This window comes from Caballeronia sp. LZ008, assembly GCF_031451435.1.
GTDB classification, from domain to species: domain Bacteria; phylum Pseudomonadota; class Gammaproteobacteria; order Burkholderiales; family Burkholderiaceae; genus Caballeronia; species Caballeronia zhejiangensis.
The window spans coordinates 178,267-204,403 of record NZ_JARUXK010000001.1 but is presented as its reverse complement, the minus strand read 5'-3'; the positions used below and the strand labels follow the sequence as shown (position 1 = coordinate 204,403).

Genomic DNA, 26,137 nt, shown 5'->3' with positions numbered 1-26,137 from the left:
GTGGCTATTCGAGCGCCACGCGCGTCGCCTGCAGGGCGAGCAGCTGCCATTGGCCTTCGGTCTGCACATGGACGGCGGTGTAGGCGATCGGAAACAGCAGCGCGCCGTTCTTCGATTCCATCTCGATCAGCGCACGGCCGGACACGAGGCACGTATCGCGGCCGGCGGGCAGCACATCCTGCGACTGAATTTCGATCTGCCGATAGCGGCGGCGGCCCGCGGTGATCGCGTCGATGAACTGGCGCTTCGTCTCCCGCTTGCCGTTCGTGTGGACGTAGCTGACGTTCTCGGCCAGCAGCGCGTCCAGCGCCGGGCCGTCGCCCTCGACCATGGCACGGAAGCGATCGCGCTCGAGGCCGCGGATGGCCTCAATGGTTTTTGCCGGCATCTGTCGATTCCCCTTGTGTCGAGGAACCGATGCGCCGGCGCCTCGTCAGAAGTTGTATTGCAGATATAGCTGGCTGAAATTTATACCAGGATTCGGCTCTTTGATACCGCCGTTCGACAGATGCTGAAAGCGAAATCCCGCTTGATAGCTCTGCTTCGACCCGAAGATCATGCCGACGCCCACCATGTCCGCGAACTGGAACGCCGACCCGACGCTGAAATCCTCGGTGATGCGCGTGTGCGAGAGCAGCCGCACGCCGACGCCCGCCTCGATGAACGGCCGGAAGTAGCCCGAGCTCTTCACGAAGCGCAGCACTGGCGTAATGCCGAATTCCCATATGTTCGGATGCACGGCGTTGTCCTCGGTCGTGTGCCAGTAGGACACGTGACCTTCGCCGATGAGCGTGAAGTGAAAACCGCCGATCTCCCACCAGGTGAGGCCCGGATCCCAGGACAGGCCGAGATCGGCCTTCTTGATGTCGTGGTCGGCGACGCCGCCGGCGATCTGGACACCGAATCGGTCGGCATGAGCCGCCGCCGACGCGAGACCCAATGCAGTACAAACCGCCACGCGCACTAGCGGGCGGGGCCACGAACTCTTGTTTTTATGCATTTGCACCCCAATTTGCTCGGATAGCGGGTGTGTTTCGTAAATTGCTGTCGCTTGGCGATTCTAGTGACGTTTTAAAACATTTGCAGAAATCGCATCAGCGCGCCCCCGTTCGTAGAATTTCTGATCGCGACAGTGGGCAAGTAAGGTAAATCATGCGAAAACGTTTCAGCCTCCGGTAGTTTCTTCCGCTGCTCGCGCAACAGTCCGTCCTATTGAACCCGCAAATTCGATAGTTTTTGTGGGAACTCCCACATTCCCCTCTGCTCTAACACTTAGCACTCGATGGACTGGAGTGCTAATATCGTGTCTGACTTGCCGCGGTCGTTAAGCGGCACGTGAATTGTTGATAAGGAGCTTATGAGCGTGACCAATGCGATGACCCTTCCGAATGTTGTGAGCTCGGCACCTGCCAAGGCATCTTCGGCAGGCGCGCTGACGTACGCACAGTCGTCGATGCTGACCGGCCAGATCGGCAACATCGATTCATACATACAAGCAGTGAACCGTATTCCGATGCTTTCGCAGGCGGAGGAACGACAGTACGCCACCGAATTCCGCGAGCAGGGCAACCTGAACGCCGCGCGCCAGCTGGTGCTTTCGCACCTGCGCCTCGTCGTGTCGATCGCCCGTAACTATCTCGGTTACGGCTTGCCGCACGCCGACCTGATCCAGGAAGGCAACATCGGTCTGATGAAAGCGGTGAAGCGCTTCGACCCAGAGCAAAACGTGCGCCTGGTGTCGTATGCGATGCACTGGATCAAGGCCGAGATTCACGAGTACATCCTGCGCAACTGGCGCATGGTGAAGGTCGCGACGACCAAGGCGCAGCGCAAGCTGTTCTTCAATCTGCGCAGCCACAAGACCAGCCATTCGGCGTTCACGCCGGACGAGATCGAAGGTCTCGCGAGCGAGCTGAACGTAAAGCGCGAGGAAGTCGCGGAGATGGAAACGCGCTTGTCGGGCGGCGATATCGCGCTCGAAGGCCAGGTCGAGGATGGCGAGGAAGCGTACGCGCCCATCGCCTATCTGGCCGACTCGCACAACGAGCCGACTAACGTCATCGCCGCGCGGCAGCACGACAGGCTGCAAAGCGACGGCCTCGCCGATGCACTCGAATCGCTCGACGAACGCAGCCGCCGCATCATCAAGGCGCGCTGGCTCGACGTGCAGGACGACGGCTCGGGCGGCAAGACGCTGCATGAACTGGCTGACGAGTTCGGCGTCTCGGCGGAGCGCATTCGCCAGATCGAGGCGAGCGCGATGAAGAAGATGCGCTCGGCGTTGCATGACTACGCGTAACAATTGACTGTGCCATTGCAGAAATTGCAAAGCCCGCCGTCGACGAGACGGCGGGCTTTTTCTTTGGCACTTCGCTGAAAACACAAACGGCGCCCGCGGGCGCCGTTTGTTATCGAGCTTCGATTACCGCTTCAGGCAGGCATCGGTGCAGCGCCGCCGCCGTTGCCGGACAAGCGCGTGGACAGTTGCGCCGCATAGCGCTGCGCCGCCGCGCCCACGACGATGTGGAACGTATCCGCCGACACCCACGCCACATCCAGCGACGACAAACGCTGACGATCCACCGACGACGGATCGCGCACGACCACGCGCAGGCGCGTCTGCGCAACCGCGTCGAGCGATACCACGTTGGTCGCGCCGCCGAACACCGCGAGCCAGCGGAACGGGTCCGGATCGAGCGGGCCGGGCGTCTGGTCGCCGCTCACCGCTGCCGCGACCGGTTGCGCCGGCGTCGACGATGCGGGCGTTGCGCCGCGCGTCGACGAATGTTCGAGTTCGCTGCGGATTTCATCGGCGATCAGATCGGCTTCCGGCCCGATGATCACCTGGACGTTGGTCGCGCCGCGCTTCAACACGCCGCGCGCGCCGATGCTCTTCAACTGCGGCTCCGACACCTTCTCCGAATCCACGACCGACAGACGCAGACGCGTCGTGCAGGCATCGACGAGCGTCAGATTCGATGCGCCGCCGAGCGCCGCGACGTACTTCGCAGCGCGCGTGTTCGACACGGCTGCTGCCGCGCCGGGCACGGGCGGAATCAGGCCGCCATCGACGGTTTGGGCCACGTCGGTTTCGGCGTCGGTCGTGGCCGGCTCGCGGCCCGGTGTCGCCATGTTGAACTTGCGGATAAAGAAGCGGAACAGGCCGTAATAGATGACGAAGTACACCGCACCGACCACGAGCGCCAGCCAGCCGCGCTGCGACAGACCGTAGTTCAGCACGTAGTCGATCGCGCCCGCCGAGAACGTGAAGCCCAGATGGATGCCGAGCGCCGAGCAGATGGCGAGCGACAGGCCCGTCAGCACTGCGTGGATGCCGTAGAGCACCGGAGCCAGGAACATGAACGAGTATTCGATCGGCTCGGTCACGCCCGTCAGGAATGCGGTCAGGGCCATGGAGAACAGCAGGCCGCCGACGATCGCGCGGCGCTCCTTCGGCGCTTCATGGAACATCGCGAGGCACGCGGCCGGGAGACCGAACATCATCACCGGGAAGAAGCCCGTCATGAAGCCGCCCGCCGTCTTGTCGCCCGCGAAGAAGCGATGCAGGTCGCCGTGCACGATCGCGCCGCCGTCGGGCGGCGTGAACGAGCCGAACACGAACCACGCGAGCGAGTTGATGATGTGATGCAGACCCGTAACCAGCAGGATGCGGTTCAGCACGCCGAACACGAAGGTGCCGAGCGCGCCGGCGGTCGTCAGCCAGTTGCCCGCGCCGTCGATGGCCGCCTGCACCGGCTGCCAGATGTAGCCGAAGACGATGCCGAGCACCAGACACGCGACGCCTGTCACGATCGGCACGAAGCGCTTGCCGCCGAAGAATGCCAGATACTCGGGCAGCTTGATGTCCTTGTATCGGTTATACAGATAGCCGGCCACCATACCGGCGATGATCCCCGACAGCACGCCCATGTTGAGCTTGTCGTTGATGTCCTTCATCACGGCCACTTCGATGAGGTAGCCGATCGCGCCGGCGAGACCCGCCGTGCCGTTGTTGTCCTTCGCGAAGCCCACCGCCACGCCGATCGCGAACAAGAGCGGCAGATTGGTGAAGATCGCGTCGCCGGCGTCGGCGATCATCTTGATGTTGAAGACATCGGGCTGGCCGAGACGCAAAAGCAGGCCGGCCACCGGTAGTACGGCGATCGGCAGCATCAGCGCGCGGCCTAGTCGCTGCATCTTTGCAAACGGGTTGGCGTCCATCGGGTTCTCCAAAAAATATAGGTCTTGTCTTTGCTGCTTCGGGGATTGCTGAAAAGGCATCCGTGAAGCTGGCTGCAGGGAAGACGTTCAGTCCTGCGGCCAGATTTCGCGGCTTGCCGCTCTTACTGCCTGAGCCGATTCGAGCGCGAGGCAATCCTCGGCGCGCTGACGGCACAGTTGGTAATCGAGATTGCGCACGCGTGCCTTGATGCCGGGCACCGACACCGGATCGACCGACAATTCCGTCACGCCGAGTCCGATGAGCAAGGGCGCCGCGACCGGATCGCCGCCGAGCGCGCCGCACACGCCGACCCACTTGCCGTGCTTCTCCGCGCCCTGCACCGCCGCCTTGATGAGACGCAGCACGGCCGGATGCAGGCCGTCGGATTGCGCGGCGAGATCGGGCTGGCAACGGTCCATCGCGAGCGTGTACTGCGTGAGATCGTTGGTGCCGATCGAGAGGAAATCGGCGTATTTCGCCAGTTGGTCGGCAAGCAGCGCCGCCGACGGCACTTCGATCATCACGCCCACTTCGACCGGATCGGTGCGGCCCGCTTCGCGCGCCAGTTCGTCGATGCGCGCACGCAAGCGCTGCAGTTCGCCGGAATCGGTGACCATCGGCAACAGGATTCGCAGCGCGCCCGCCGGCTTCACGGCGAGCAGGCCGCGCAACTGGTCATCGAGCAGATCGGGGCGCACTTGCGCGAGCCGGATGCCGCGCAGCCCGAGCGCCGGATTTTCCTCGGGCGGCAGCGTCAGATAATCGACTTCCTTGTCCGCGCCGACATCGAGCGTGCGGATGATCGCGGTGCGGCCCTGCAAGGCATCGACGATGCCCTGATAGCTTTGCGCGTGCTCCGCGACCGTCGGCGCCGACTGGCGATGAATGAACAGCAGTTCGGTGCGCAACAGGCCGACCGCATCGGCGCCGTTTTCGACGGCGGCTTTGGCGTCGTCGAGCGTCGCGATGTTCGCGGCGACTTCGATCGCGCGGCCATCCTTCGTCGATGCCGCTTCGCGCGACAGCTTGCGGTTCGCTTCACGCACGCCCGCGAGCCGCTCGCGCTCGTTGCGTGCGCGCTCGACGTCGAGCGCGGTCGGCGCATGCTCGATGCGTCCCGCCGATGCATCGACGACGACTTGCGTGCCTTCGGGAATCGCGTGCAGCGCATCGCCGATCGCGACGAGCGCCGGAATGCCGATCTGCCGCGCGATGATCGCCGCGTGCGAGGTCGCGCCGCCGCGCGCCATCACGAGCGCGGTGACGCGGGTGCGGTCGAGCGACGACAGATCCGACGGCGTGAATTCCGTGGCGGCGAGCACGGCTTCCTGAGGCAACTCGAGCGCCGCCGTGTTGTTGAGGCCGAGCGCGCGCAACACGCGCTTTTCGATGTCGCGAAGATCGGCCGCGCGCTCGGCGAGCAGTTCGTCCTGCACGTTCGAGAGCAGCGCGATCTGCGCGCGGATCGCCTCGCGCCATGCGAAGCCCGCGCTCTTGCCGAGGCTGATGAGATCGCGCGCGGCGTCGAGAAGCGTCGGATCTTCGAGCAGCACGCGATGCACCGCGAAAATGCCCGCTTCGCCGACCGCGCCGCGCTGCGACGCGGTACGCACGGTTTCGCCGAGTTCGGCATCGACCTGGGCGATGGCTTTATCGAGCGCGCGGCTTTCCGCCGCCGACGCGCCGCTCGCCTGTTCCGGCGGCACGATTTCCTGATCGTCCCAGCGCACCAGCTTGCCGATCGCGATGCCCGGCGCCGCGCACACGCCCGCGAGCGTGTTCGGCGGCAACGGCTCGCCCGTTCGCGTGGCTTGCACGACCGGCGCGGGCGACTTCTCGCGCGCGGGCGATTCTTCGACTTCGCCTTGCGCCGCGCGCAGCAATTCCACCGCAACCGCTTCGACCGCCTGTTGCGCCTGCACGCCGATGCCGACGAGCTCGATGGTCGCGCCCTCGCCCGCACCGAGGCCGAGCAGGCCGACGACGCTTTCCACCGGCGCCTTCTTGCCTTCGTAGCGCACTTCGACCTTCGCGTCGAAACCGCGGGAAGCTTCGCGTGCCCGCGCCGCCGGACGCGCATGGAGGCCGCCCGCATGGGAGAGCGTCAGGCTGCGGCGCGCTTCGTCGAGAACGACCGCGCCCGCGCGCGCCGTCTCGGCTTTCTCGCCGTCCTTGGCGCGCAGAACCAGCAGGCGCGAGCCCGCTTTCAGCACGCCGCGGCCGGCGCGATCGATGACATCGAAGGCATCGCCGTTGGCGATCGCGATTACCGAAACGAGGCTCGGCGCGTGCTGCGCGACGAAATCCGCATCGAACTCGATCAGCGGCTCGCCCGCGCGCACCGTCGCGCCTTGCTGGATCTTCGGCGTGAAGCCCTTGCCGCCCAGCTCGACCGTGTCGATGCCGATATGCACGAGAATCTCGGCGCCTTCCTTCGTGCGCAGCGTCACGGCGTGATGCGTGCGCGCCAGATGCGTGATGGTGCCGTCGCAGGGCGAGACGAGCACGTTATCGAGCGGATCGATGCCGATGCCGTCGCCGAACATGCCCTCGGCGAACACGGGATCCGGCACGTCGGCGAGCGGCACGACGGGACCGGTGAACGGCGCGAGCAGCACGACGTCGTTCGGGTTATCGATGGAATGGTTCAACAGTGACTCCTCGGCACGGCGCATCGGCTATCTCACTCAATGGGTTTCGGTGACCTTGTTCAGGTGGCGCGGCGCGTCGGGATTGCGCCCGCGCGCGGCGGCCAGACCCGCGGCCATCACGTAGAACGAAAGAATCGCGGCGATCGGATCGAGCGCGGGATGGTCCGTGGCGACGAGCGGCAGTTCGGCTTCGGCGACGTCGGCTGGGGCTGCGAGCAGCACGCGCGCGCCGCGGGCACGCATATCGGCGGCAAGCTGGATGAGACCCGCCTGCTCCGGCCCGCGCGGCGCGAACACGAGCAGCGGATAGTCGCGGTCGATGATCTCCATCGGACCGTGACGCACTTCCGCGCTGGAAAACGCTTCGGCCTGAATGCCCGACGTTTCCTTCAGCTTGAGCGCGGCTTCCTGCGCGATGGCGAGGCCGAGGCCGCGCCCGATCACGATCATGCGATCGACGCTCTTCAGTTCGTCGACGGCGCGCGTCCAGTCGAGCTTGCCGGCGGCGCGCAGCTTCTCGGGCAGCGAATCGAGCGCCTTCAGCAATTCGACGTCGCGCTGAACGTGCGCGATCACGATCGCGGAAAGCGACAGCATCGCGATATAGCTCTTGGTCGCGGCAACCGACAGTTCGGGACCGGCGAGCAGCGGCAGGAAGTATTCGCACGCGCTTTCGAGCGGCGAACCGGAGACGTTGACGGCCGCGACGGTGAACGCCCCCGCGTCGCGCAGCGCCTGCATGGTGCCGACGAGATCGGGGCTCTTGCCCGACTGCGAGAACGCGACGGCCAGTTGGCCCGAGACACGCAGCGGCGCCTGCTGCAACGTCGCGACGGACATCGGCAGCGATGCGACCGGCACGCCGATGCGGCTCATCGTCAGGCTTGCGAAATAACTGGCGGCGTGGTCGGAACTGCCACGCGCGACCGTGAGCGCGACATTGCGCGGCTGTTCCTTGAGCTTTTCCGCGAGTTCTTCGATGCGCGAGGTATCGGCGAGCTGAGCCGCGACGACGTCGGCGGACTCGAGCGCCTCATTAAGCATATTCGACAATTGATTCTCCTTCGACGTACGTGGCGGTCAGCGCGTGCTCCCGGTCGAGCACGACGAGATCGGCCCAAGCGCCGCGCGCGATGCGGCCGCGGTCTTCGAGTCCGAGATAGTCGGCGGGGAAACGCGACAGGCGATTCGAGACGTCCGCGAGCGGAATGCCCAGCGAGACGAGATTGCGCAGCGCCTGATCCATCGTCAGGGTGCTGCCGGCGAGCGTGCCGTCCGCGAGGCGCACGCCGCCCATGCATTTGGTGACGTGCTGGCTGCCGAGGCGATATTCGCCGTCGGGCATACCGGCCGCCGAGGTGCTGTCGGTCACGACGTAGAGACGCGGAATCGCGCGCATCGCAGCCCGAATCGCGCCCGGATGAACGTGCAGCAGATCAGGAATCAGTTCCGCGTATTCGGCATGCGCGAGCGCCGCGCCGACCATGCCCGGGTCACGGTGATGCAGCGGCGACATTGCGTTGAACAGATGCGTGAAGCCGCGCGCGCCGTGCTTGAGCGCGTTCACGGCGTCGTCGTATGTGCCGAGCGAATGGCCGAGCTGCACACGCACGCCGCGCGCCGCGAGGTCCGAAATAATGTCGAGATGACCGGAGATTTCCGGCGCGATCGTGACGACGCGGATCGGCGCGAGATCGAGATACTTCAGCACTTCGTCGCGCACCGCGACGGCGGCCGCGTCCGGCTGCGCGCCGAGCTTGCCGGGATTGATGTACGGACCTTCCAGGTGCACGCCGAGCATGCGCGCGCCGCCCGCCGCGCGGTGTTTGGCCTGTTCGCCGAGACCCGCGACGACGCTCATGAGTTCGTCGCGCGGCGCGGTCATCGTGGTGGCGAGCAGGCTCGTCGTGCCGTGCTGCGCGTGCTGGCGGGCAACGGTGTCCGCCGCGTCGCCGCCTTCCATGATGTCGCGCCCGCCGCCGCCGTGAACGTGCAGATCGATAAAGCCCGGCAGGATGTAGGGCGCGTCGTTGGCGAGCGGATCGGCGATATGTCCTTCGAGCGCCGTCACGCGGCCGTTCTCGAAGCGGACCGTGCCGTGGATCCAGCCATCGGTCGTGAGTATGTTTCCTTTCAGCATGAATTTCTCTGGAAGTACGCGATGCATGGATGAGGTTCAGTGCCGTCCGCGCCGTGCTGCGAGCAGGCTTTCGTCGCGAAAGAAGCGAACGGCGTCCTTGGGTCCTCTCGTTCTCTGTTTGCTCTCTTGATGCGTCCGGATTAAGCGCGTCTGTGCCGACGCTTATCGATGCAGTTCCGCGACGAAGTCGTAGTAGTCGTCGCGACAGTAGGTGTCCGTCAATTCGATCGCGCGTTGATCCGCCGAATAGCCGATGCGCGTGATCACGAGCAGCGCTGCACGCGGCGCGACGCCCATGAGCCGGGCGATCTCCGCGCCGGCGTTCACCGCGCGAAAGTGCTGCAACGCGCGCACCACCGACAGCCCGCGCGCCTCCAGATACCGGTAGAGCGAAGCGCCGATCGCGAGTGGATCGGGCACCGCGGCGACCGGCAACGTTGAATGCTCGACCGCCATCACGATGCCGTCCGCGCGCCGCAACCGCTTCAGGCTTGCAACAGCCGCGCCCGGCGCCAGACCGAGGCGCACGGTTTCATCGCGATTCGCTGCGCGCAGTCCGCGTTCTAGCCAGATCGAATCGGGCGTGAAGCCGCGCTGCTCCATCTTTCGCGTGAAACCGGTGAGACGGGAAAGCGGATCTTCGACGCGCGGCGTGATGAAACTGCCCGCGCCTCGTACGCGCCGGATCAGACCTTGCTCGACCAGCAGCGCGATGGCCTTTCTCGCGGTGATCCGCGACACGCCCACACCTTCCGACAACGTGCGCTCGGACGGCAGCGCCTCGCCAGCCGACCAGTTGCCCGCGTGGATCGCCGTGGCGAGGCGCGACGCCAACTGAAGATAGAGCGGCGTGTCGCTCCGCGCGTCGGGTGTCAGGTCCTGCCAGCGATGCTCCATCGAAAGCTCTCACCTCAGAAGTGGAGCCCATTATATAACCAACATAATACCAGTCAACGCTAAAGCGGCGTCTCAGGACGAACGTCAAATTTCTCGTTAAATCAAGGAGTTAAAAAATGTTTAGCGGCTCGATTCGGAACATGTCTGCTATCGGGACTTACCCGTACACGTAGTCCACTTGCCGAATTGGTTCCTTAATTGCCTGATAACCCATTTTTCGGGCATTTTCGTATTCGCACGGTCGTTCTTCTTTGGCACAATGCATGTATTAATTCGGATTCACAATTAATTTCAACAAAACGAGAGACTAGAGCGATGGGCAGTTCCGATCCGAGCCGGGCCGTCGAAGCGGTGCGCCGTTTCAACCGTTTTTATGCACGCCATACCGGCGCACTCCACGAGCGGCTCCATAAAAGCTGCTTTTCGTTAACTGAAGTTCGCATCCTGCATGAGTTGGCGCAAGACCGGGCTGCCACGGCGGCCGATTTATCGCGCAACCTTGGACTTGATACGGGCTATCTCAGTCGCCTGATCAACAATTTCCAGAAGAACGGCCTCGTGGTACGGCGAAAGAACGAATCGGACGGCAGAGCGCATCTGCTTCATATCACGCCCGAAGCGAAAGCCCAGGTCGATGAGATCGATCTGCACGTATCGGCCGAGGCCGCCGCGCTGCTCAAGCGGCTGACCGCTGCCGAAATCGATCAGCTCTGCACGGCAATGGCGGACGTCGAGCGTCTGCTCTCGCCGCCGAACGCCGAAGGAGAAACGCGACTGCGCGGCCCGCGCGCCGGAGACTTCGGCTGGATGATCGAGCGCCAGGCGCATCTATATAGCGGCGAGCGGCCGAAGCTGGTCAGCGAGGCATGGGCGGCGAACATGGTCGCGAACTTTCTCGCGAAGATGCAGGCGAACACCCCGCGCATCGCGTGTTGGGTGGCGGAGCAGAACAACGCGACGCGCGTCGGTGCCGCGATACTTACTGCGGACTCCGAAAGCCGCGCACGCATCGACATGTTGTTCGTCGAACCGGGCGCGCGGCGTCGCGGACTCGGCGAGCGGCTCGTCGCGGCGTGCACGAACTTCGCGCACGGCGCTCGCTACGAACAGGTGATCTGCCGGCTGGACGAGCCCTACGAAGATTTCTGCGGACTCTTCATGCGAACCGGTTTCACGCCGGTGCAGGAGGGGAGCACGGGCATTCTTTGGCAGCGGCAGTTGCAGCAGATTTGCGTCGACTGATTGCGCCAAGGAAAACGGCGTCCCGCAGGACGCCGTTTCGAAACTCAAGCGATGACATTCAGAACGAAGGCACGACCGAGCCTTTGAACTCGCTCTTCAGGAACTGGCGGACATCTTCCGACTGGTAAGCCGCAACCAGCTTCTTCACCCACGGCTGATCCTTGTCCTTCGCGCGCACCGCGATCAGGTTCGCGTACGGGCTATGCACGTCTTCGAGCGCGATTGCGTCCTTCGTCGGCTGCAGGCCCGCGGCAAGCGCGAAGTTCGTGTTGATCGCGGCGGCATCGACGTCGGCGAGCGTGCGCGGCAATTGCGCGGCGTCGAGTTCGACGAGCTTGATCTTCTTCGGATTCTCCGCCACGTCGAGCGCCGTCGCGTTGTTGCCGTTCGCGCCCGCGCCCGCCTTCAGCTTGATGACGCCTTGCGCTTGCAGCAGCAACAGCGCGCGATTCTCGTTCGACGGATCGTTCGGCACCGCGACCTTCGCGCCTTGCGGGAGATCCTTGAGCGACTTCAGTTTCTTCGAATAGACCCCGAGCGGCGAGATATACGTCAGCCCCGCGTTGACGATCTTGTAGCCGCGCTGCTTGATCTGACTGTCGAGATACGGCTGATGCTGGAAACTGTTTGCGTCGAGATCGCCGGCGTCGAGCGCTGCGTTCGGCTGCACGTAGTCGTTGAACTCGATCACTTTCACGTTGAGCCCTTCGCGCTTCGCGACCTTCTGCACGACTTGCCAGATTTGCGCGTCAGGGCCGCTGATGGTGCCGACCTTGATCACCTTGTCGTCGGCGTGAGCGGCGAGGCTCGTGAACAACGCGGCGGAGGCCGCGACTGCGGTAATGGCTTTAAGCAAATTTCTGCGCTGCATGGTGTTCCTGTTTCGATGATGCGTGCTTGCTGGATTGCCTGATTCGTCTCCGATCGATGATCAGACCGGGTGACGGATGTTCGCACAGCATTGGTGCGACGTGAAATACAGATTGCTCATGTGAATATCCGCTGCCACGGGGTACGGCTAGAATCGACAACAGAACATCACAAATCTCGCGAGCCGGAGGCGCATCTCACCATGTACGTCATCAATCTTCGCTACACAGGCGCGCTTGCCGAGATCGACGACGCGCTCGACGCGCATCGCGCCTATCTCGAGCGCTATTTCGCGGCGGGCGTCTTCGTGATGGCGGGACCGAAGGTGCCGCGGGATGGCGGCGTCATCGTGGCGTCAGGCATCGAGCGCGATCGGCTAGATGCGATCGTCGCGAAAGATCCGTTCGCGCAGCAAGGGCTCGCGCACTACGACATCATCGAATTCAAGGCGACGCGGCTCGCGCCGGGTCTGAATCTGCCTGAGCCGTCGCTGGACGGCTGATAAAAGAAGTGGCCCGTTCGGGCCACTTTCGCGATCAGTCGATCAAGATCTTCAGGTCGTGAACCCACGGCTCGACGCCCTGCCCGTCGCGCGCGAAGAGACGCAGCTTGCCGTCCTTGTCGAACACGTAGCTCGCGGCGGTGTGATCCATCGTGTAGTCGTCGGGCGTCTTGCCCTGCGACTTCGCATAGTAGACGCGGAAGTCCTTGGCGAGCTTCGCGAGTTGCGCATCGTCGGCGGGCCGCAGACCGACATACGACGAGTTGAACGCCGCCACGTACTGACCGAGCAGATCGGGCGTGTCGCGCGCCGGGTCGACGGTGACCATCAGCACCTGCACGTCTTTCGCTTTGTCGCCGAGTTGCTGCATCGCTTGGGAGAGCTCGGCGAGCGTCGTCGGGCACACGTCGGGGCAATGCGTATAGCCGAAGAACAGCACCACGGCCTTGCCCTTGAAGTCCGCGAGCGTGCGCGTCTTGCCGTGTGTATCGGGCAAGGCGAAATCGCTGCCGAATTGCTTGTTCCCGGTGATGTCGAGATTCTTGAAATCCGGGGCTTTCTCGCACGCCGAAAGCAGCGCCGCGAAAAACAGCAGCGCGAAGATGCGACGAAGAATGGCCGTCATGCGCCGATCACCGTACGCACGTAGTGATCGACGAGCAGCGCGCCGAACAGCAGCGACAGGTACACGATCGAATAGCGGAAGGTCTTGCGCGCGAGCGCATCGGAATAGTCGCGATACATCTTCCACGCGTAGCCGATGAAACCCGCGCCGAGTGCGATCGCGCTCGCCAGATACACGACGCCGCTCATGCCGGAGATATACGGCATCAGCGTCACGGCGAACAGCACGAGCGTGTAGAGGAAGATGTTGAGCAGCGTGTACTTCTCGCCGTGGGTGATCGGCAACATCGGCAGGCCGGCGTTCTCGTAATCCTTGCGGCGATACAGCGCGAGCGCCCAGAAATGCGGCGGCGTCCACACGAAGATGATCAGCACGAGAATCCATGCGTCGCCGGGCACGTGTCCCGTGACCGCGGCCCAGCCGAGCGCCGGCGGCATTGCGCCCGACGCACCGCCGATCACGATGTTCTGCGGCGTGTAAGGCTTGAGCAGCAGCGTGTAGATGACCGCGTAGCCGACGAACGTGGCAATGGTGAGCCACATCGTGAGCGGATTGGTGAACGTGTAGAGCGTCCACATGCCGATGCCGCCGAGCAACGCGGAGAACGTCAAAATCTGCGTGGACGTGATCTGGCCGCGCGCGGACGGTCGCCACGCGGTGCGGCGCATTTTTGCATCGACTTTTTGCTCGACGAGACAATTGATTGCAAATGCCGCGCCGGCCAGCAACCAGATGCCGACGGCGCCGCCGATCAGCTTGTCCCACGGCACCATGCCGGGCGTGGACAGAAACATGCCGATGACGGCACAGAAAACGGCGAGCTGCGTGACGCGCGGCTTGGTCAGCGCGAGATACTGCGATGCGCGGCTGCCGAGTGGGGAGTTGAGTGTCGTGCTATCCATGATGTGGAGTCACGCTGAAACGACGTCGCGCGCGGGAACTGCGGCGCGGCCGGGACGGCTGGAAGAGATTCGAAAGTTTAGCATAACGAGTAGCAGCAACAGGATCGCGGCTCCGCCGTTGTGCGCCACCGCGACCGGCAACGGCCACTGCAGCACGATGTTCGACATGCCCGTCAGGAACTGAAGGACGATCATCAACAATACGCCGTTTGCGGGCTTTCGCAGCGATTCGAAACGTCGCAGTCTCAGCGCGAGCCACAGCAGATAAATCACGACGACGACCGCGAACGTGCGATGCGTCCAGTGAATCGCCACCAACGCGTCCTGCGAGATCACGTCACCGTCGCCGGTCATGCCGAGCGCGCGCCAGAGATGAAAGCCGTGCTCAAAATTCATTGGCGGAACCCACTGGCCGTTGCACAGCGGAAAGTCCGTGCACGCGAGCACCGCGTAATTCGTGCTGACCCAGCCGCCGAGCGCGATCTGCACGACGAGCACCAGCAAGCCGAATGCCGCGGCCGGCATCCAGCGCGCGGCGGCGGCATTCGAAACCGAGTCGAGCGATGGAATCGGCGTCATGCGCGCCGCCAGCCAGCCGAGCACGCCGAGCAGCGCGAGTCCGAGCAGCAGGTGCGTCGTGACGATCACCGGTTGCAGCTTCAGTGTGACGGTCCACGCGCCGAACGCGCCTTGCAGCAGGATAAGCAGCAGAATGCCTGTCGGCCACCACGGCGACACGTGCAGCGGACGCTTCTTGATGCGCGCCGTCCACGCGATGATCACCTGCGCGATGATGAGCACGCCGATCGCCATCGCGAAATAGCGATGCAGCATCTCGATCCACGCCTTCACCATGCTGACGGGACCGGTCGGCATCGCCTGATACGCGGCTGAAATCTGCGCATGGGCGATGAACGGCGACGACGTGCCGTAGCAGCCGGGCCAGTCCGGGCAGCCGAGGCCGGAATCGGTCAGACGCGTGAAGCCGCCGAACATGATGAGATCGAGCGTCAGGAAAGTGGTCAGCCAGACGAGTTTCCTGAACTTGTCGTCATCGGCCTTCACCCATACGTACGAGAGCGGCAGCAGCGCGATGCAGATGCCGATCAGGCCCAGTTGCAATACATAACTCATGTTTAACCTTCAAACCGCGTATTAGCCGCGCTTTAGCCGATGCGCGACCACTTCAGGAGCTTTGCCACATCCCCGTTGATCTTCTTCGGATCGGGATTTTTCGGGAAGCGCATCATCAGATTGCCGTTCGGATCGACGAGAAAGATGTGATCCGTGAGCTTTGTGCCGTCATTCACCGGCAGCCACGCCGCGATCGCCTTCTCGTCGGCGACGAGCATGCGCGTGTCCGGCTGCGGATACGCGGACTTGATGACGTCGGCGACCGGCTTGTCATCGGTGCGCAGCCACACGTTCACGACGCGCTCGCGCTCGGCGTTCTGCAACACGCGCACTTGCCGCATGAAATAGAGGCGCGTCGCGCATTGCTCGTCGCAGTCGCTGCCGTTGACGGTGATCATCAGCCATTTGCCTTCGAGCGACTTGAACGGCAGGGTCTGCCCTTTTTCATCGGTGACGACGAGCTGCGCCGGAATCGGGCGCTGCGGATCGATCAGCGTGCCGTAGCTCGATGTGCCGCCCGCGGGCTTGAACACGTAGTACATCAGATACGACGCGATCACCGGCGCCGCGCACACGAGCGCGAGCAGCAAAAGCATCCAGCGGCCGCTGATCCAGGAGCCTTTCTTCGCGTTTCCTTGCTGCGTGCGTGTCTTGTCGGTGGCAGCGGAGCGTTGTGATTGCATCGGTGAAAATGTGTCTCTGTTCGTCAGTGTTCAGGCGTGATGCTCGGCTTCATCGTCGGATTCGCCGCCTATGTCGGTTGCATCGCGCTTCTTCCCGGCGCGGCGCGCGGCGTACAGGCCAAACCCGATGGCCGCCGCCGCCATGCCCCACCACTGGAACATGTAGCCGTAATTGCGCTCGACGCCGAGCGTCGGCGCGGGCCAGTCGCGCACGAGCCTGTCGCCGGTATCGTTCGTCTGCTGGATCACGAACGGCTGAAACGCCAGCCCGGTTTCGGCCGCGTACGATCTGATATCCAGGTTCTGGCGGATCTCCTTGTGCGCAGCCGATCCGCCGCTGCCCAGTTCGAACGCCTGCGACGCATTCGCGCGCGCGATCCCCTTCACCTCGACCACGCCTTTCGGCGTCTCATACGGCTCGATGCCCGTGCGGTCCGCCATGTTGCGCGGCAGCCATCCGCGATTGACGAGCACATAGCCGCCGCCCTCGAGTTTAAGCGGCATCACGACATAAAAGCCTGGCTGGTCGTTATAGGGACGATTGTCCAGATACACGACGCGCTCTGGCATGAACTCGCCGCGCGCCTCCACGCGATGGAACTCGATCGACTTGAGCGGCATCGGCTCGACGCCGACTTCGCGCGCGGGCGCATTCTCGAACGCGACGATCTGCGCGTTGAGCGCTTCCTTCTGATGCGCGCGGTCGCGCTGCCAGAAGCCGAGGCGCACCGTGATCGCGACGACGATCAGAATCAGGAGCGCGGGCCAGAACCGGATCTTCATGCCGAACGCCTAACCGTCGGCATCCGGCCGGCCGCTACACGCCGGGTTCCGTCGAGTGAGATAATGAGATAGTCCAAATTCATACTGCTCACCGTCGTTCCTGAGCAAAATCGCTGGCTGGTTTCATGCACATCTTCGTTGCTATCGCATTCATCCTTATCATCGGCAGCCTGGGCTCGGCGCTCTATTTCATGATGACCGACCGGGGCAGGACGAAGCGGATGGTGTGGTCGCTCGCCGCGCGCGTCGGGCTGTCCATCTCGCTCTTCCTTTTCATCCTGTTCGCTCACTGGATGGGCTGGATTCAAACGTCGGGCGTTCCCATCGGACGCTGATCGCGACGATACGCGCAACGCGCGCCTCGCCCCGCGAGGCGAATTGTCGCGCGCGGCGCTAAAACGCACCGCCTCTTCAAACGACAACGCCGCCCTTGAGACATCGAGGGCGGCGTGTTGATCACTGCTTCTATGCTCTCGGACCGGCGTCGCCGCCGGCCTTGCATCGCGGGACGGCGCATCGCGCGCGCCCGCGTCGATATTCCTTACAGCCAGTAGACGACGACGTACAGACCCAGCCACACGACGTCGACGAAGTGCCAGTACCACGCGGCGCCCTCGAACGCGAAGTGGTGCTCCGCCGTGAAGTGACCGCGAATCAGCCGGAACATCACCACTGCCAGCATCGTGCCGCCGAGGAACACGTGGAAACCGTGGAAGCCCGTCAGCAGGAAGAACGTCGAGCCGTACACGCCGGAGTTCAGCGTCAGGTTGAGTTCGTTGTACGCGTGGAAATACTCGTAGCCCTGGCAGAACAGGAAGATGATACCGAGCAGAACAGTCGCGCCCAGCCAGATGATCGCCTTCTTGCGATGATCTTCGCGCAGCGCGTGGTGCGCCACCGTCAGCGTCGCGCCGGAAGACAGCAGAAGCGCCGTGTTGATGGTCGGCAGGGGCCACGGCACCATCGCGCGGAAATGCGGCACGAGCGCGGCGGGGCCGTTGTTCGGCCACACGGCGGTGAAGTCCGGCCAGATCAGCTTGTAATCGAGGCTGCCGAGTTCGTGCATCGCGATGGCGCGCGCGTAGAACAGCGCGCCGAAGAACGCCGCGAAGAACATCACTTCGGAGAAGATGAACCAGCTCATGCTCCAGCGGTACGACACATCGACACGCTTGCCGTACATGCCGCCTTCGGATTCGGAGATGGCGTCGCCGAACCAGTGCCACAGCACGAACAGCACGAACAGCAAGCCGATAAACGTGCCGGCGGGCCCGAAGCTATGGCCGTTCACCCACGACGCCAGCGAGGCGAGCATGATCAGCAAGCCAGTTGCAGCCATCACCGGATGCCGCGACGGATGCGGCACGAAATAGTACGGGCTCTCGTTTTGACCGCTCATTGTTGATTCTCCACTTCGATCCAGTTGCTTGAATTTTCTTTTGCCGCCGGCTGCAGCGCTTCGCGCGACGCCCGGCGTTTTCCGTCTATCCCACTACCGCGCGCACGATCAGCAACAACACGACGATGAACAGCACCGCCCCGATGATGCCCGCCGCGATCAGATGCAGCGGATTCAACTGCGCGGCGTCGCTCTCCAGGTCGGCCCGGCGGCGCACGCCGAAAAACGACCAGCACACCGCCTTGATGAGCTTGAAGAAACCGCCCTTTTTCGGCGTATCCGCGCTCATGGCCGTCACGAGCCCTTCGCCACCGACTTCGGCGTGTTCAGCTCGAAGAACGTGTACGACAGCGTGATCGTCTTCACATCCTTCGGCAGCTTCGGATCGACGACGAACACGACCGGCATGCGCTTGGTCTCGTTCGGCGCGAGCGTCTGCTGCGTGAAACAGAAGCATTCGATCTTCTTGAAATACTCGGTGGCCTGCTTCGGCGCATAGCTCGGAATCGCCTGCGCGTTCACCGTGCGATTCTGCTCGTTGGTTACGTCGTACATGACCGTCATCACTTCGCCGGGATGGATGTCCAGCGAGTTCTGCTCCGGCTTGAACTTCAGCGGGCCGCGCGCGTTCGCATCGAATTCGATCGAGATCGAGCGGCTCATGTCCACTTGCGTGTTCTTCGCCTCGCGCGCGCCGACGTCCTTCTGCACGAGGTTGTTGATGCCGGTGATCTGGCAGATCGCGCGGTACATCGGCACGAGCGCAAAGCCGAAGCCGAACATCAGCGCGGCGACGACGAAGAGCTTGACCAGCATCGACCGGTTGAACGACCGGTCGACATGCGAATTTTCCTGCTGAGTGGACACGTTGCTTTCCTACCCTCGCGACAACAGGTATTGCCTGACGACGATACCCAGAAAGAAGACGGCGGCAACCAACACCATGATGATTCCGAGCCGCTTGTTACCCGCGCGTATTTCCTCGGGCGTGCGTCTTTTTTGTGGATTCGGGGCCATGCTTTCTCTTGCTTGCCGGCTGCAAGACTTCCGTGGCGGAAGCCTTGCAAACCTCGATGCTATTTATTCGACCGTCGGCGGATTTTCAAACGTATGGAACGGCGCCGGGCTCGGCACGGTCCATTCGAGGCCTTCCGCGCCATCCCACGGCTTGTCGGATGCCTTCTCCAGCTCGCCGCCGCCACGATACGTCGGCAGCGCGACCGCGAACAGGAAGTACACCTGTGCGAGGCCGAAGCCGAATGCGCCGATCGTCGCGACCTGGTTGAAGTCCGTGAACTGCGCCGGGTAGTCCGCGTAACGGCGCGGCATGCCGGCGAGACCCAGGAAGTGCATCGGGAAGAACGTGATGTTGAAGAAGATCATCGACGCCCAGAAGTGGATCTTCCCGCGCATCTCGTTGTACATCCAGCCGGTCCACTTCGGCGCCCAGTAGTACCAGCCTGCGAACAGCGCGAAGAGCGAACCCGCCACCAGCACGTAGTGGAAGTGCGCCACCACGTAATAGGTGCCGTGCATCTGGATGTCGAGCGGCGCCATCGACAGGATCAGGCCCGTGAAGCCGCCCATCGTGAACACGAACAGGAAGCCGATCGCGAACAGCATCGGGGTTTCGAACGACAGCGCGCCGCGCCACATCGTCGCCACCCAGTTGAACACCTTCACGCCCGTCGGGACCGCGATCAGCATCGTCGCGTACATGAAGAAGAGCTGGCCCGTCACCGGCATGCCGGTCGCGAACATGTGGTGCGCCCACACCATGAACGACAGGATCGCGATCGATGCCGTCGCGTACACCATCGAGCTATAGCCGAACAGCGGCTTGCGCGAGAACGCCGGAATCACCTGCGACACGATCCCGAACGCCGGCAAGATCATGATGTACACCTCGGGGTGACCGAAGAACCAGAAGATGTGCTGGTACATCACCGGATCGCCGCCGCCCGCCGCGTTGAAGAACGACGTGCCGAAGTGACGGTCGAACAGCACCATCGTGATCGCGCCCGCCAGGACCGGCATCACGGCGATCAGCAGGTACGCGGTGATGAGCCACGTCCACGCGAACATCGGCATCTTCATGAGCGTCATGCCCGGCGCGCGCATGTTCAAAATCGTCACGACGATGTTGATGCCGCCCATGATCGACGACGCGCCCATGATGTGGACCGCGAAAATCGCGAAGTCCATGCCGGGGCCCATTTGCGTGGAGAGCGGCGCGTACAGCGTCCAGCCCGCGGCGGTTGCGCCGCCCGGCACGAAGAACGAGCCGACGAGCAGCACCGCGGCGGCCGGCAGCAGCCAGAAGCTGAAGTTGTTCATCCGCGCGAACGCCATGTCCGATGCGCCGATCTGCAGCGGCACCATCCAGTTCGCGAAACCGACGAACGCCGGCATGATCGCGCCGAACACCATGATGAGGCCGTGCATGGTGGTCAGCTGATTGAAGAACTCGGGACGCATGATCTGCAGGCCCGGCTCGAACAGCTCGGCACGGATGCCGAGCGCCATCACGCCTCCGGAGAGGAACATGATGAAGGAGAACAACAGGTACAGCGTACCGATGTCCTTGTGGTTGGTAGCGAAGAGCCACCGGCGCCAGCCATGCGGCGTCTCGTGCGCATGGTCGTGCGCGTGGTCGTGACCTGCGCCTACATCGTGTCCGATGCTAGACATGACAATCATCTCCTAAAGCGAATACTCGGGGCACTTGGCAATGACGCGTGGGACTTTCCGTTGCCGTCCGGCGAAGGAAAGCGCCACGCTCGGCACGTCAAGCAGCCGGACTGATTTCCACGCGACGGGCTTCCTTGTTATCGGCGCCGCCCGTGATGGTTTCCGGTTTCTTCAACACGATGCGGTCTTCCGACACGCCCGCAGCCTTCAGCGCGTCGCGCACGGCTTGCGCGCGGCGCTTGGCGAGATCGGCGTTCTGGTCGGCGTTGCCGGTCGCATCGGTGAATCCCGACAACGCGATCTTCGCGTCCGGATGCGCCTTTGCGTAGGCCGCCGCGGCGTCCACCGCACTCTTCGCGTCGGCGGGCAGCGAATCCTTGCCCGTCTCGAAATAGATGCTGGCGGGCAGACCGGCGGCTTGCGACGCCTGCGCACCCGATGCAGCCGGCGCGCTCGCTTCGGCCGCCGCGGGCGCGGCGCTCGCCGCTTCCGGCGCCGATGCCGCCGCCGCATTGCCGCCGCCTTCGGGCATCTTGCCCGCCTTGGCGTCGATGACCTGCTTCGGTTGCAGCAGATCGCCGGTGTGGTTGCTCCAGCTATTACGCTCGAACGTGACGACCGACGCGATCTCGACGTCGTTCAACACACCTTGCCACGGCGGCATCGCGGCCTTGCCGTGCAGCACGATATTCAGATGCTCGGCGATGGAACCGTTCGCGATCTTCGAGCCGTCGAGCGCCGGGAACTGGCCCGCGCCCTTGCCGGTCGGCTGGTGGCAGACCGCGCAGTTCGACGTGTAAACCTGCTGGCCGCGCGCCATCAGTTCGTCCTTCGTGTACGTCTTGAGCGGATCGTCCTGGCCGGCGGCCATCTTCTTCTTTTGCCCATCGACCCACTTCGCGTAGTCATCGGCCGACAGCACTTCGACGACCACCGGCATGTACGCGTGCTCCTTGCCACACAGTTCCGTACAGAATCCGCGATACGTGCCCACCTTCTCGGCCTTGAACCACGTGTCGCGCACGAAGCCCGGAATCGCATCCTGCTTCACGCCGAATGCCGGGACGTACCACGAGTGAACGACATCGTTCGCCGTCGTGATGATGCGGATCTTCTTGTCGACCGGCACGACGAGCGGGTTGTCGACTTCCTGCAGATACAGCGTCGAGATCGGCTTCTGACCGTTCACTTCGCTGCGCGGCGTGGAGAGCGTCGAGAGGAAGCTGATGCCTTCGCCCGGACCCTTCACGTAGTCGTAGCCCCACTTCCACTGATAGCCCGTGACCTTGACGGTGAGATCGGCGTTGGACGTGTCCTTCATCGCGACGACGGCCTTGGTTGCCGGCAGCGCCATCAGAATGACGATGATGAACGGAACGATCGTCCAGATGATTTCGACCGTGGTGCTTTCGTGGAAGTTGGCCGGCTTGAAGCCTTTCGACTTGCGATGCTTGAAAAGCGAATAGAACATCACCCCGAACACGCCAATGAAGATGACGGTGCAGATGATGAGCATGAAGATATGGAGGCCGTAGAGCTCCTCGGCGATCTTCGTCACAGGCTGCTGGAAGTTGATCTCGTTGACAGCGGGACCGCCTGGACTGTTTTCGACCGCCAGGGCTGCACCGGCGGAAAGCAGTGCGCCTGCCGCCAGCACGCCCGAGAGGGCTCGCTTGATTGTTTTCATAGCATCCTTACCCAAATTTTCCATTCAAACCCTCGACCCCCGTGGCATCGCACCCGCCGGCTCCTCTCATAGACGTCTCAGCGACGCCTGTAACTCGGCAGCAAATTGTTTGCGACGATGCTGTGCAAGGTGTTGTCCGATTTTCACCGATTGACCGCGCGATACGATCGTGAGCGGCTCTCTCGGCGTCGCGCCCGCTTCGACCCGCACCCAACGCGGATTGAACTCGAACTGCGTCAGCTCTTCGGCGTTCATCTGTTCGATCAACAACCGGTTTTGATACAGCCGGATCCGTTCGTAGTCGACCGCATGGCGCGCGTAGATCAGAAACGCGATGCCCACGACCGCCAACTCGATTCCGGTGAACGGCAGCACCAGCCAGGCGCCGTTCAGAAACAGCGGCGTTGCGATTGCCAGCGAAAACAGCGCAAGCGACACATAGAAGCCCACGAACTGACGCGGCGAGACCGAGCAGTTTCGCTTCATCAGCCAGTCCTTGATGACCGGCTCGGACTCCGTCAGCGTCTGGCTGGCTTGCATCGCTGCCTCCATCAATCCGCACGCAATCACACACATTTGCTCGGATTTCGCCCAAATTTGTGTCGGTCCGGGCGACAAACTGACGCATTATAGGCGTCTTGGGTGGCATCCACAAGCAAGGGTCGTAACCTCGCAAAGCCAAGCGCCACAAGCTTCTGCGCCCTTTTGACGCACCTTTTTGCGCGCCTTTCTTGCGCAAATTTCAGACATAACAACTGCGCTCTTTACCGATTCAGCGTTTCGGTTTCGAGCCTCGTCCAATATCTTCGAGACGGACGATGCCGTGCCCGTCCGCCGTCATGCGCGGCACCGCCTTCCACGCATGCCCGTAGATCACTTCGAAGGTCAGCGGGATCGTGCCGTCGTCGCGGCGCAGCGCTTCGAGCGCCTGATGCACCGCGCCGCGCACGGCCTTGGCGTCCGCATGGCCTTCGTCGAACGCGCGCTCGAACGGATACGCGCCCCAGCGCGTCACGTCCGCGAACAGCGATTCAGGCGATTTGTACGTGATCGTCAGCACTTCCTGATCCATCACCGGAATTTCGAAGCCGCTTTCGACGAGCATGTCGCCGAGATCGTGCATGTCGACGAAATCGATCGTATGCGCTTGCGGCGCGAGCCCGAGCGTCCGCTCCGCTTCGCCATACGCGGCGCGAAGCTCGCGCAGCGTATCGGGGCCGAACGTGCTGAACATCAGCAAGCCGTTCACCTTGAGCACGCGCTGCCATTCGGGAAAAACGAGGTCGGGACGCGCATGCCAGTGCAGCGCGAGATTCGACCACAATAGTTCGAACGCGCCCGATGCGAACGGCAGCGCGGAAAAATCCGCCTGCGCGAGTTGCGGGCCGCGTGCGCCGAACGCCTTGGCGAGCGTCGAAGGAAGAAAGCGGCGCCATCCCGCGCCGTTGTCCGCGTCCGTGGCTTCGGCGGCGCGCGCGCGCGCGAGCATCGCGGACGAGATGTCGATGCCGGTCACCGACGCCTCTGCAAAGCGTTCCCGCAAACCGGCCAGGTCCGCCCCGGCGCCGCACGCCGCATCGAGGACGCGCATCGGCGCAACCTTGATGTATTCGAGCCGCTCGCGCATGCGCTCCGCGATCTCGCGTGGCAGGAACGCGACCTCGTCGAAGGCGGCGGCGCGACCGTCGAAGATCGCGCGCAAACGGCGCGGATCATAGGCCGGACGGCTAGTTTTAGGGGATGTCGGGGACATGTCGATCTTTTTGCGGAGAGTGCGAAGTATACTCGGTCGTCTCGAAAACGACCCATGCGAAGTGCTGATACGAGGCATAAACGCTTCGTGAGGCGCAATGAATGCGCGTGTTTAGCGCATCGAGCCGCGATTTTTCCGATTCAGCAGTCATGAAAGCCGACAGCATTCGCCTTCCCTTCCGGACGCCCGTCACGGCACGCGCTCGCGGATTCGCGTCGGCGGCAAAACGGCTCGTCGCGTGCGCGCTGCCGAGCCAGTGCGCGTTATGCGGCAATTTGTCGCAAGCACTGCTGTGCGATGGTTGCGACGCGCAGTACTGGAACGAGCCGCGCTTGCGCTGTGCGACGTGCGCGCTGCCGTTGGCGGCATCCGCGATGCGACGCGAGCGCGAAGACCTGCGCGTGCACTGCGCCGCGTGCCTCGAAGCGCCGCCCGCGTTCAACGACACGCTCGCGCTCGCCGACTATCGCGCGCCCCTCGACACGCTCGCCGTCGAGTTGAAGTTTCGTGCGCGGCTCGCCGCGGGCGAGGCATTCGCGCGGCATCTGCATGCGCGTTTCGAGGACAGCGATCTGCCCGCGCCGGATGTGATCGTGCCGATGCCTCTCTCGCGCGAACGGCTCATCGCGCGTGGCTACAACCAGGCGTGGGCCATCGCGCGTCCGCTCGCACGCATGATGCGCGTGCCCGCCCACGCATCGATGATCGCGCGGGTCCGGCATACGTCGGCGCAATCGCGGCTCGATCGCGAAACGCGCCGCCGCAATGTTGCGAGCGCGTTCGCCGTCTCGGGCGATGTGCGCGGCACGCATGTCGGCGTCGTCGACGATGTGATGACATCGGGCGCGACGCTCGACGCGCTTGCTCGCACGCTGAAGCTCGCCGGCGCGCGGCGTGTCAGCAATTTCGTGGCGCTGCGCACGCCTAAAGATTAATCACCTTTATTAGAAGCAATCCATGTTCAACGTCGTACTCGTCGAACCCGAAATCCCGCCGAACACCGGCAACGTGATCCGCCTGTGCGCGAACACGGGCGCGCGTCTGCATCTGATCGAGCCGCTCGGCTTTCCGCTCGACGACGCGAAGATGCGCCGCGCCGGCCTCGACTATCACGAGTACGCCGAAATGAACGTGCATGCGGACTGGGATGCCTTCATCGCGAAGGAAACACCCGACGCCACGCGCATGTTCGCGTTCACGACGCGCGGCTCGACGCCGTTCTTCGATCACGCGTTCAGGCCGGGCGACTGGTTCGTGTTCGGCGCGGAGACGCGCGGCCTCGCGCCCGAATTGCTGGCGCACTTTGCGACGGAACAGCGCGTGCGCCTGCCGATGCGGCCGGGTAATCGCAGCCTGAATTTGTCGAATACGGTGGCGATCGTGACGTTCGAGGCGTGGCGTCAGGCGGGATTCGAAGGCGGCGCTTGAGCCTTTGCCGCTTCGAGTTCGGCTCGATAGAGCGCGAGCATGTTGTCCTGAAAGCATGCAAAGACGACACGCTGAACGGCGGGCGTGGAAGGCAAGGTGTCGATGACCGTGCGCACCGCGATCTTCACGGCTTCATCATGGGGAAAGTGATAGATGCCGCAACTGATGGCCGGGAACGCAATCGACTCGCAGCCCGCTTCCTGAGCGAGTTCGAGCGAGCGCTGGTAACAGCTCGCGAGCAATTCGGGCTCGTTCTTCTTGCCGCCGCTCCAGCGCGGCCCGACCGCATGAATGACGTGCTTCGCGGGAAGCTCGTAGCCGCGCGTGATTTTCGCGTCGCCGGTTTCGCAGCCGCCGAGCGTCTCGCACTCGCGCAGCAGGCCTTTGCCGGCCTTGCGATGAATCGCCCCGTCTACTCCGCCGCCGCCGAGCAGCGATTTGTTCGCCGCGTTGACGATGGCATCGACTTCGAGCGTGGTGATATCGACTTTCAGCGCTTCGAGCCTGGGCCTACGCACACACGCCTCC

The 26,137-nt window shown here is 63.4% G+C and carries 28 protein-coding genes; 6 read left to right on the top strand and 22 right to left on the bottom strand.

The annotated features are described in order from the left end of the window. Window positions 1–4 precede the first annotated feature (4 nt). Window positions 5–388, bottom strand: a complete 384-nt coding sequence (locus tag QCE49_RS01035) for a nuclear transport factor 2 family protein (RefSeq protein ID WP_008351729.1) — start codon at window positions 386–388, stop codon at window positions 5–7. Window positions 389–433: 45 nt separating this feature from the next. After that, on the bottom strand, window positions 434–1,000 hold the full coding sequence (locus tag QCE49_RS01030; protein ID WP_033536544.1) for an acyloxyacyl hydrolase: 567 nt from the start codon (window positions 998–1,000) through the stop codon (window positions 434–436). 363 nt (window positions 1,001–1,363) lie between these two features. Between QCE49_RS01030 and rpoH the strand changes: the two genes are divergently transcribed. Beyond that, window positions 1,364–2,299: an RNA polymerase sigma factor RpoH gene (gene rpoH, locus QCE49_RS01025; protein ID WP_008351733.1), complete on the top strand. Its 936-nt coding sequence runs from the start codon at window positions 1,364–1,366 to the stop codon at window positions 2,297–2,299. 131 nt (window positions 2,300–2,430) lie between these two features. On the opposite strand, the gene nagE is transcribed toward rpoH, so the two are convergent. The 5 genes from nagE to QCE49_RS01000 all read right to left on the bottom strand — a co-directional run bounded on the left by nagE (window position 2,431) and on the right by QCE49_RS01000 (window position 9,910). Beyond that, entirely contained in the window at window positions 2,431–4,221 is a 1,791-nt protein-coding gene (gene nagE, locus QCE49_RS01020; protein WP_034470518.1) for an N-acetylglucosamine-specific PTS transporter subunit IIBC, read from the bottom strand. Between the two features lie 87 nt (window positions 4,222–4,308). Continuing rightward, window positions 4,309–6,897, bottom strand: a complete 2,589-nt coding sequence (ptsP, locus tag QCE49_RS01015; protein WP_008351737.1) for a phosphoenolpyruvate--protein phosphotransferase — start codon at window positions 6,895–6,897, stop codon at window positions 4,309–4,311. Between the two features lie 12 nt (window positions 6,898–6,909). Then, window positions 6,910–7,917 carry an SIS domain-containing protein gene (locus tag QCE49_RS01010; protein WP_008351738.1) on the bottom strand — a complete coding sequence of 336 codons (1,008 nt, stop codon included), beginning with the start codon at window positions 7,915–7,917 and terminating at the stop codon, window positions 6,910–6,912. Next, a complete protein-coding gene (gene nagA, locus QCE49_RS01005; protein ID WP_008351739.1) occupies window positions 7,910–9,013 on the bottom strand; it encodes an N-acetylglucosamine-6-phosphate deacetylase in 1,104 nt (367 codons plus the stop codon). The genes QCE49_RS01010 and nagA overlap by 8 nt, the downstream gene beginning before the upstream one ends. Before the next feature lie 162 nt (window positions 9,014–9,175). Beyond that, window positions 9,176–9,910: a GntR family transcriptional regulator gene (locus tag QCE49_RS01000; RefSeq protein ID WP_008351740.1), complete on the bottom strand. Its 735-nt coding sequence runs from the start codon at window positions 9,908–9,910 to the stop codon at window positions 9,176–9,178. Window positions 9,911–10,108: 198 nt separating this feature from the next. Between QCE49_RS01000 and QCE49_RS00995 the strand changes: the two genes are divergently transcribed. Beyond that, a complete protein-coding gene (locus tag QCE49_RS00995) occupies window positions 10,109–11,152 on the top strand; it encodes a GNAT family N-acetyltransferase (RefSeq protein ID WP_309805630.1) in 1,044 nt (347 codons plus the stop codon). Window positions 11,153–11,210: 58 nt separating this feature from the next. Here QCE49_RS00995 and QCE49_RS00990 read toward each other — a convergent pair whose 3' ends face one another. After that, window positions 11,211–12,023, bottom strand: a complete 813-nt coding sequence (locus QCE49_RS00990) for a MetQ/NlpA family ABC transporter substrate-binding protein (protein ID WP_008351742.1) — start codon at window positions 12,021–12,023, stop codon at window positions 11,211–11,213. Window positions 12,024–12,224: 201 nt separating this feature from the next. Between QCE49_RS00990 and QCE49_RS00985 the strand changes: the two genes are divergently transcribed. After that, complete coding sequence (locus QCE49_RS00985) at window positions 12,225–12,524, top strand: YciI family protein (RefSeq protein ID WP_175979765.1); 300 nt, start codon at window positions 12,225–12,227, stop codon at window positions 12,522–12,524. A gap of 34 nt (window positions 12,525–12,558) precedes the next feature. Here the strand turns inward: QCE49_RS00985 and QCE49_RS00980 are convergent, their stop codons facing one another. The 5 genes from QCE49_RS00980 to QCE49_RS00960 are packed head-to-tail and all read right to left on the bottom strand — an operon-like array spanning window position 12,559 to window position 16,651. Continuing rightward, a complete protein-coding gene (locus tag QCE49_RS00980) occupies window positions 12,559–13,149 on the bottom strand; it encodes an SCO family protein (protein ID WP_008351744.1) in 591 nt (196 codons plus the stop codon). Then, a complete protein-coding gene (cyoE, locus tag QCE49_RS00975; protein ID WP_008351745.1) occupies window positions 13,146–14,051 on the bottom strand; it encodes a heme o synthase in 906 nt (301 codons plus the stop codon). Before cyoE ends, QCE49_RS00980 begins: the two co-directional genes overlap by 4 nt. Window positions 14,052–14,060: 9 nt before the next feature. Beyond that, window positions 14,061–15,185, bottom strand: coding sequence for a heme A synthase (locus QCE49_RS00970; protein ID WP_008351746.1), 1,125 nt, complete (start codon window positions 15,183–15,185; stop codon window positions 14,061–14,063). A gap of 32 nt (window positions 15,186–15,217) precedes the next feature. Continuing rightward, window positions 15,218–15,868, bottom strand: coding sequence for a cytochrome c oxidase subunit I (locus QCE49_RS00965; RefSeq protein ID WP_008351749.1), 651 nt, complete (start codon window positions 15,866–15,868; stop codon window positions 15,218–15,220). Window positions 15,869–15,898: 30 nt separating this feature from the next. Then, the gene (locus QCE49_RS00960; RefSeq protein WP_034470509.1) at window positions 15,899–16,651 is read right to left on the bottom strand and encodes an SURF1 family protein; all 753 of its coding nucleotides are present in this window, start codon (window positions 16,649–16,651) and stop codon (window positions 15,899–15,901) included. A gap of 125 nt (window positions 16,652–16,776) precedes the next feature. Here QCE49_RS00960 and QCE49_RS00955 point away from each other — a divergent pair, with 125 nt between their 5' ends. After that, window positions 16,777–16,986: a twin transmembrane helix small protein gene (locus QCE49_RS00955; protein WP_008351753.1), complete on the top strand. Its 210-nt coding sequence runs from the start codon at window positions 16,777–16,779 to the stop codon at window positions 16,984–16,986. 206 nt (window positions 16,987–17,192) lie between these two features. Here the strand turns inward: QCE49_RS00955 and QCE49_RS00950 are convergent, their stop codons facing one another. From QCE49_RS00950 to QCE49_RS00915, 8 genes are all read right to left on the bottom strand, one after another. Then, window positions 17,193–18,050 carry a cytochrome c oxidase subunit 3 gene (locus tag QCE49_RS00950; protein ID WP_008351755.1) on the bottom strand — a complete coding sequence of 286 codons (858 nt, stop codon included), beginning with the start codon at window positions 18,048–18,050 and terminating at the stop codon, window positions 17,193–17,195. Window positions 18,051–18,135: 85 nt separating this feature from the next. Next, window positions 18,136–18,339, bottom strand: a complete 204-nt coding sequence (locus QCE49_RS00945; protein ID WP_008351758.1) for a DUF2970 domain-containing protein — start codon at window positions 18,337–18,339, stop codon at window positions 18,136–18,138. Between the two features lie 5 nt (window positions 18,340–18,344). Next, entirely contained in the window at window positions 18,345–18,917 is a 573-nt protein-coding gene (locus tag QCE49_RS00940; RefSeq protein WP_008351760.1) for a cytochrome c oxidase assembly protein, read from the bottom strand. Window positions 18,918–18,926: 9 nt separating this feature from the next. Next, window positions 18,927–19,067, bottom strand: coding sequence for a cytochrome oxidase small assembly protein (locus tag QCE49_RS00935; protein WP_008351762.1), 141 nt, complete (start codon window positions 19,065–19,067; stop codon window positions 18,927–18,929). A gap of 63 nt (window positions 19,068–19,130) precedes the next feature. Continuing rightward, window positions 19,131–20,741 (bottom strand): cytochrome c oxidase subunit I, encoded by a 1,611-nt coding sequence (ctaD, locus tag QCE49_RS00930; RefSeq protein WP_008351764.1) that lies wholly within the window; start codon window positions 20,739–20,741, stop codon window positions 19,131–19,133. Window positions 20,742–20,838: 97 nt separating this feature from the next. Next, window positions 20,839–22,452, bottom strand: coding sequence for a cytochrome c oxidase subunit II (coxB, locus tag QCE49_RS00925; RefSeq protein WP_008351767.1), 1,614 nt, complete (start codon window positions 22,450–22,452; stop codon window positions 20,839–20,841). A 42-nt stretch (window positions 22,453–22,494) separates the two neighbouring features. After that, window positions 22,495–22,968 (bottom strand): DUF2244 domain-containing protein, encoded by a 474-nt coding sequence (locus tag QCE49_RS00920; protein ID WP_008351769.1) that lies wholly within the window; start codon window positions 22,966–22,968, stop codon window positions 22,495–22,497. A gap of 232 nt (window positions 22,969–23,200) precedes the next feature. Next, window positions 23,201–24,181 (bottom strand): methyltransferase domain-containing protein, encoded by a 981-nt coding sequence (locus QCE49_RS00915; RefSeq protein ID WP_250456620.1) that lies wholly within the window; start codon window positions 24,179–24,181, stop codon window positions 23,201–23,203. Between the two features lie 149 nt (window positions 24,182–24,330). Here QCE49_RS00915 and QCE49_RS00910 point away from each other — a divergent pair, with 149 nt between their 5' ends. Continuing rightward, window positions 24,331–25,116 carry a ComF family protein gene (locus QCE49_RS00910; protein WP_175979761.1) on the top strand — a complete coding sequence of 262 codons (786 nt, stop codon included), beginning with the start codon at window positions 24,331–24,333 and terminating at the stop codon, window positions 25,114–25,116. Window positions 25,117–25,138: 22 nt separating this feature from the next. Then, complete coding sequence (gene trmL, locus QCE49_RS00905; protein WP_008351775.1) at window positions 25,139–25,609, top strand: tRNA (uridine(34)/cytosine(34)/5-carboxymethylaminomethyluridine(34)-2'-O)-methyltransferase TrmL; 471 nt, start codon at window positions 25,139–25,141, stop codon at window positions 25,607–25,609. Here the strand turns inward: trmL and QCE49_RS00900 are convergent. Then, window positions 25,582–26,127 carry an O-acetyl-ADP-ribose deacetylase gene (locus QCE49_RS00900; protein ID WP_250456621.1) on the bottom strand — a complete coding sequence of 182 codons (546 nt, stop codon included), beginning with the start codon at window positions 26,125–26,127 and terminating at the stop codon, window positions 25,582–25,584. The two genes, trmL and QCE49_RS00900, sit on opposite strands and share 28 nt — an antisense overlap. Window positions 26,128–26,137: the final 10 nt, after the last annotated feature.

Coding starts and splice junctions, on each gene's coding strand:
- ptsP (WP_008351737.1), bottom strand. CDS start 6,897: ATGCGCCGTGCCGAGGAGTCACTGTTGAACCATTCCATCGATAACCCG.
- QCE49_RS00935 (WP_008351762.1), bottom strand. CDS start 19,067: ATGGCCCCGAATCCACAAAAAAGACGCACGCCCGAGGAAATACGCGCG.
- QCE49_RS00955 (WP_008351753.1), top strand. CDS start 16,777: ATGCACATCTTCGTTGCTATCGCATTCATCCTTATCATCGGCAGCCTG.
- QCE49_RS00915 (WP_250456620.1), bottom strand. CDS start 24,181: ATGTCCCCGACATCCCCTAAAACTAGCCGTCCGGCCTATGATCCGCGC.
- nagA (WP_008351739.1), bottom strand. CDS start 9,013: ATGCTGAAAGGAAACATACTCACGACCGATGGCTGGATCCACGGCACG.
- ctaD (WP_008351764.1), bottom strand. CDS start 20,741: ATGTCTAGCATCGGACACGATGTAGGCGCAGGTCACGACCACGCGCAC.
- QCE49_RS00960 (WP_034470509.1), bottom strand. CDS start 16,651: ATGAAGATCCGGTTCTGGCCCGCGCTCCTGATTCTGATCGTCGTCGCG.
- QCE49_RS00990 (WP_008351742.1), bottom strand. CDS start 12,023: ATGCAGCGCAGAAATTTGCTTAAAGCCATTACCGCAGTCGCGGCCTCC.
- QCE49_RS00970 (WP_008351746.1), bottom strand. CDS start 15,185: ATGAGTTATGTATTGCAACTGGGCCTGATCGGCATCTGCATCGCGCTG.
- QCE49_RS00965 (WP_008351749.1), bottom strand. CDS start 15,868: ATGCAATCACAACGCTCCGCTGCCACCGACAAGACACGCACGCAGCAA.
- QCE49_RS00920 (WP_008351769.1), bottom strand. CDS start 22,968: ATGCAAGCCAGCCAGACGCTGACGGAGTCCGAGCCGGTCATCAAGGAC.
- QCE49_RS01030 (WP_033536544.1), bottom strand. CDS start 1,000: ATGCATAAAAACAAGAGTTCGTGGCCCCGCCCGCTAGTGCGCGTGGCG.
- trmL (WP_008351775.1), top strand. CDS start 25,139: ATGTTCAACGTCGTACTCGTCGAACCCGAAATCCCGCCGAACACCGGC.
- nagE (WP_034470518.1), bottom strand. CDS start 4,221: ATGGACGCCAACCCGTTTGCAAAGATGCAGCGACTAGGCCGCGCGCTG.
- QCE49_RS01035 (WP_008351729.1), bottom strand. CDS start 388: ATGCCGGCAAAAACCATTGAGGCCATCCGCGGCCTCGAGCGCGATCGC.
- QCE49_RS01000 (WP_008351740.1), bottom strand. CDS start 9,910: ATGGAGCATCGCTGGCAGGACCTGACACCCGACGCGCGGAGCGACACG.
- QCE49_RS00980 (WP_008351744.1), bottom strand. CDS start 13,149: ATGACGGCCATTCTTCGTCGCATCTTCGCGCTGCTGTTTTTCGCGGCG.
- QCE49_RS00910 (WP_175979761.1), top strand. CDS start 24,331: ATGAAAGCCGACAGCATTCGCCTTCCCTTCCGGACGCCCGTCACGGCA.
- QCE49_RS01010 (WP_008351738.1), bottom strand. CDS start 7,917: ATGCTTAATGAGGCGCTCGAGTCCGCCGACGTCGTCGCGGCTCAGCTC.
- QCE49_RS00945 (WP_008351758.1), bottom strand. CDS start 18,339: ATGAGCGCGGATACGCCGAAAAAGGGCGGTTTCTTCAAGCTCATCAAG.
- cyoE (WP_008351745.1), bottom strand. CDS start 14,051: ATGGATAGCACGACACTCAACTCCCCACTCGGCAGCCGCGCATCGCAG.
- coxB (WP_008351767.1), bottom strand. CDS start 22,452: ATGGAAAATTTGGGTAAGGATGCTATGAAAACAATCAAGCGAGCCCTC.
- QCE49_RS00985 (WP_175979765.1), top strand. CDS start 12,225: ATGTACGTCATCAATCTTCGCTACACAGGCGCGCTTGCCGAGATCGAC.
- QCE49_RS00950 (WP_008351755.1), bottom strand. CDS start 18,050: ATGAGCGGTCAAAACGAGAGCCCGTACTATTTCGTGCCGCATCCGTCG.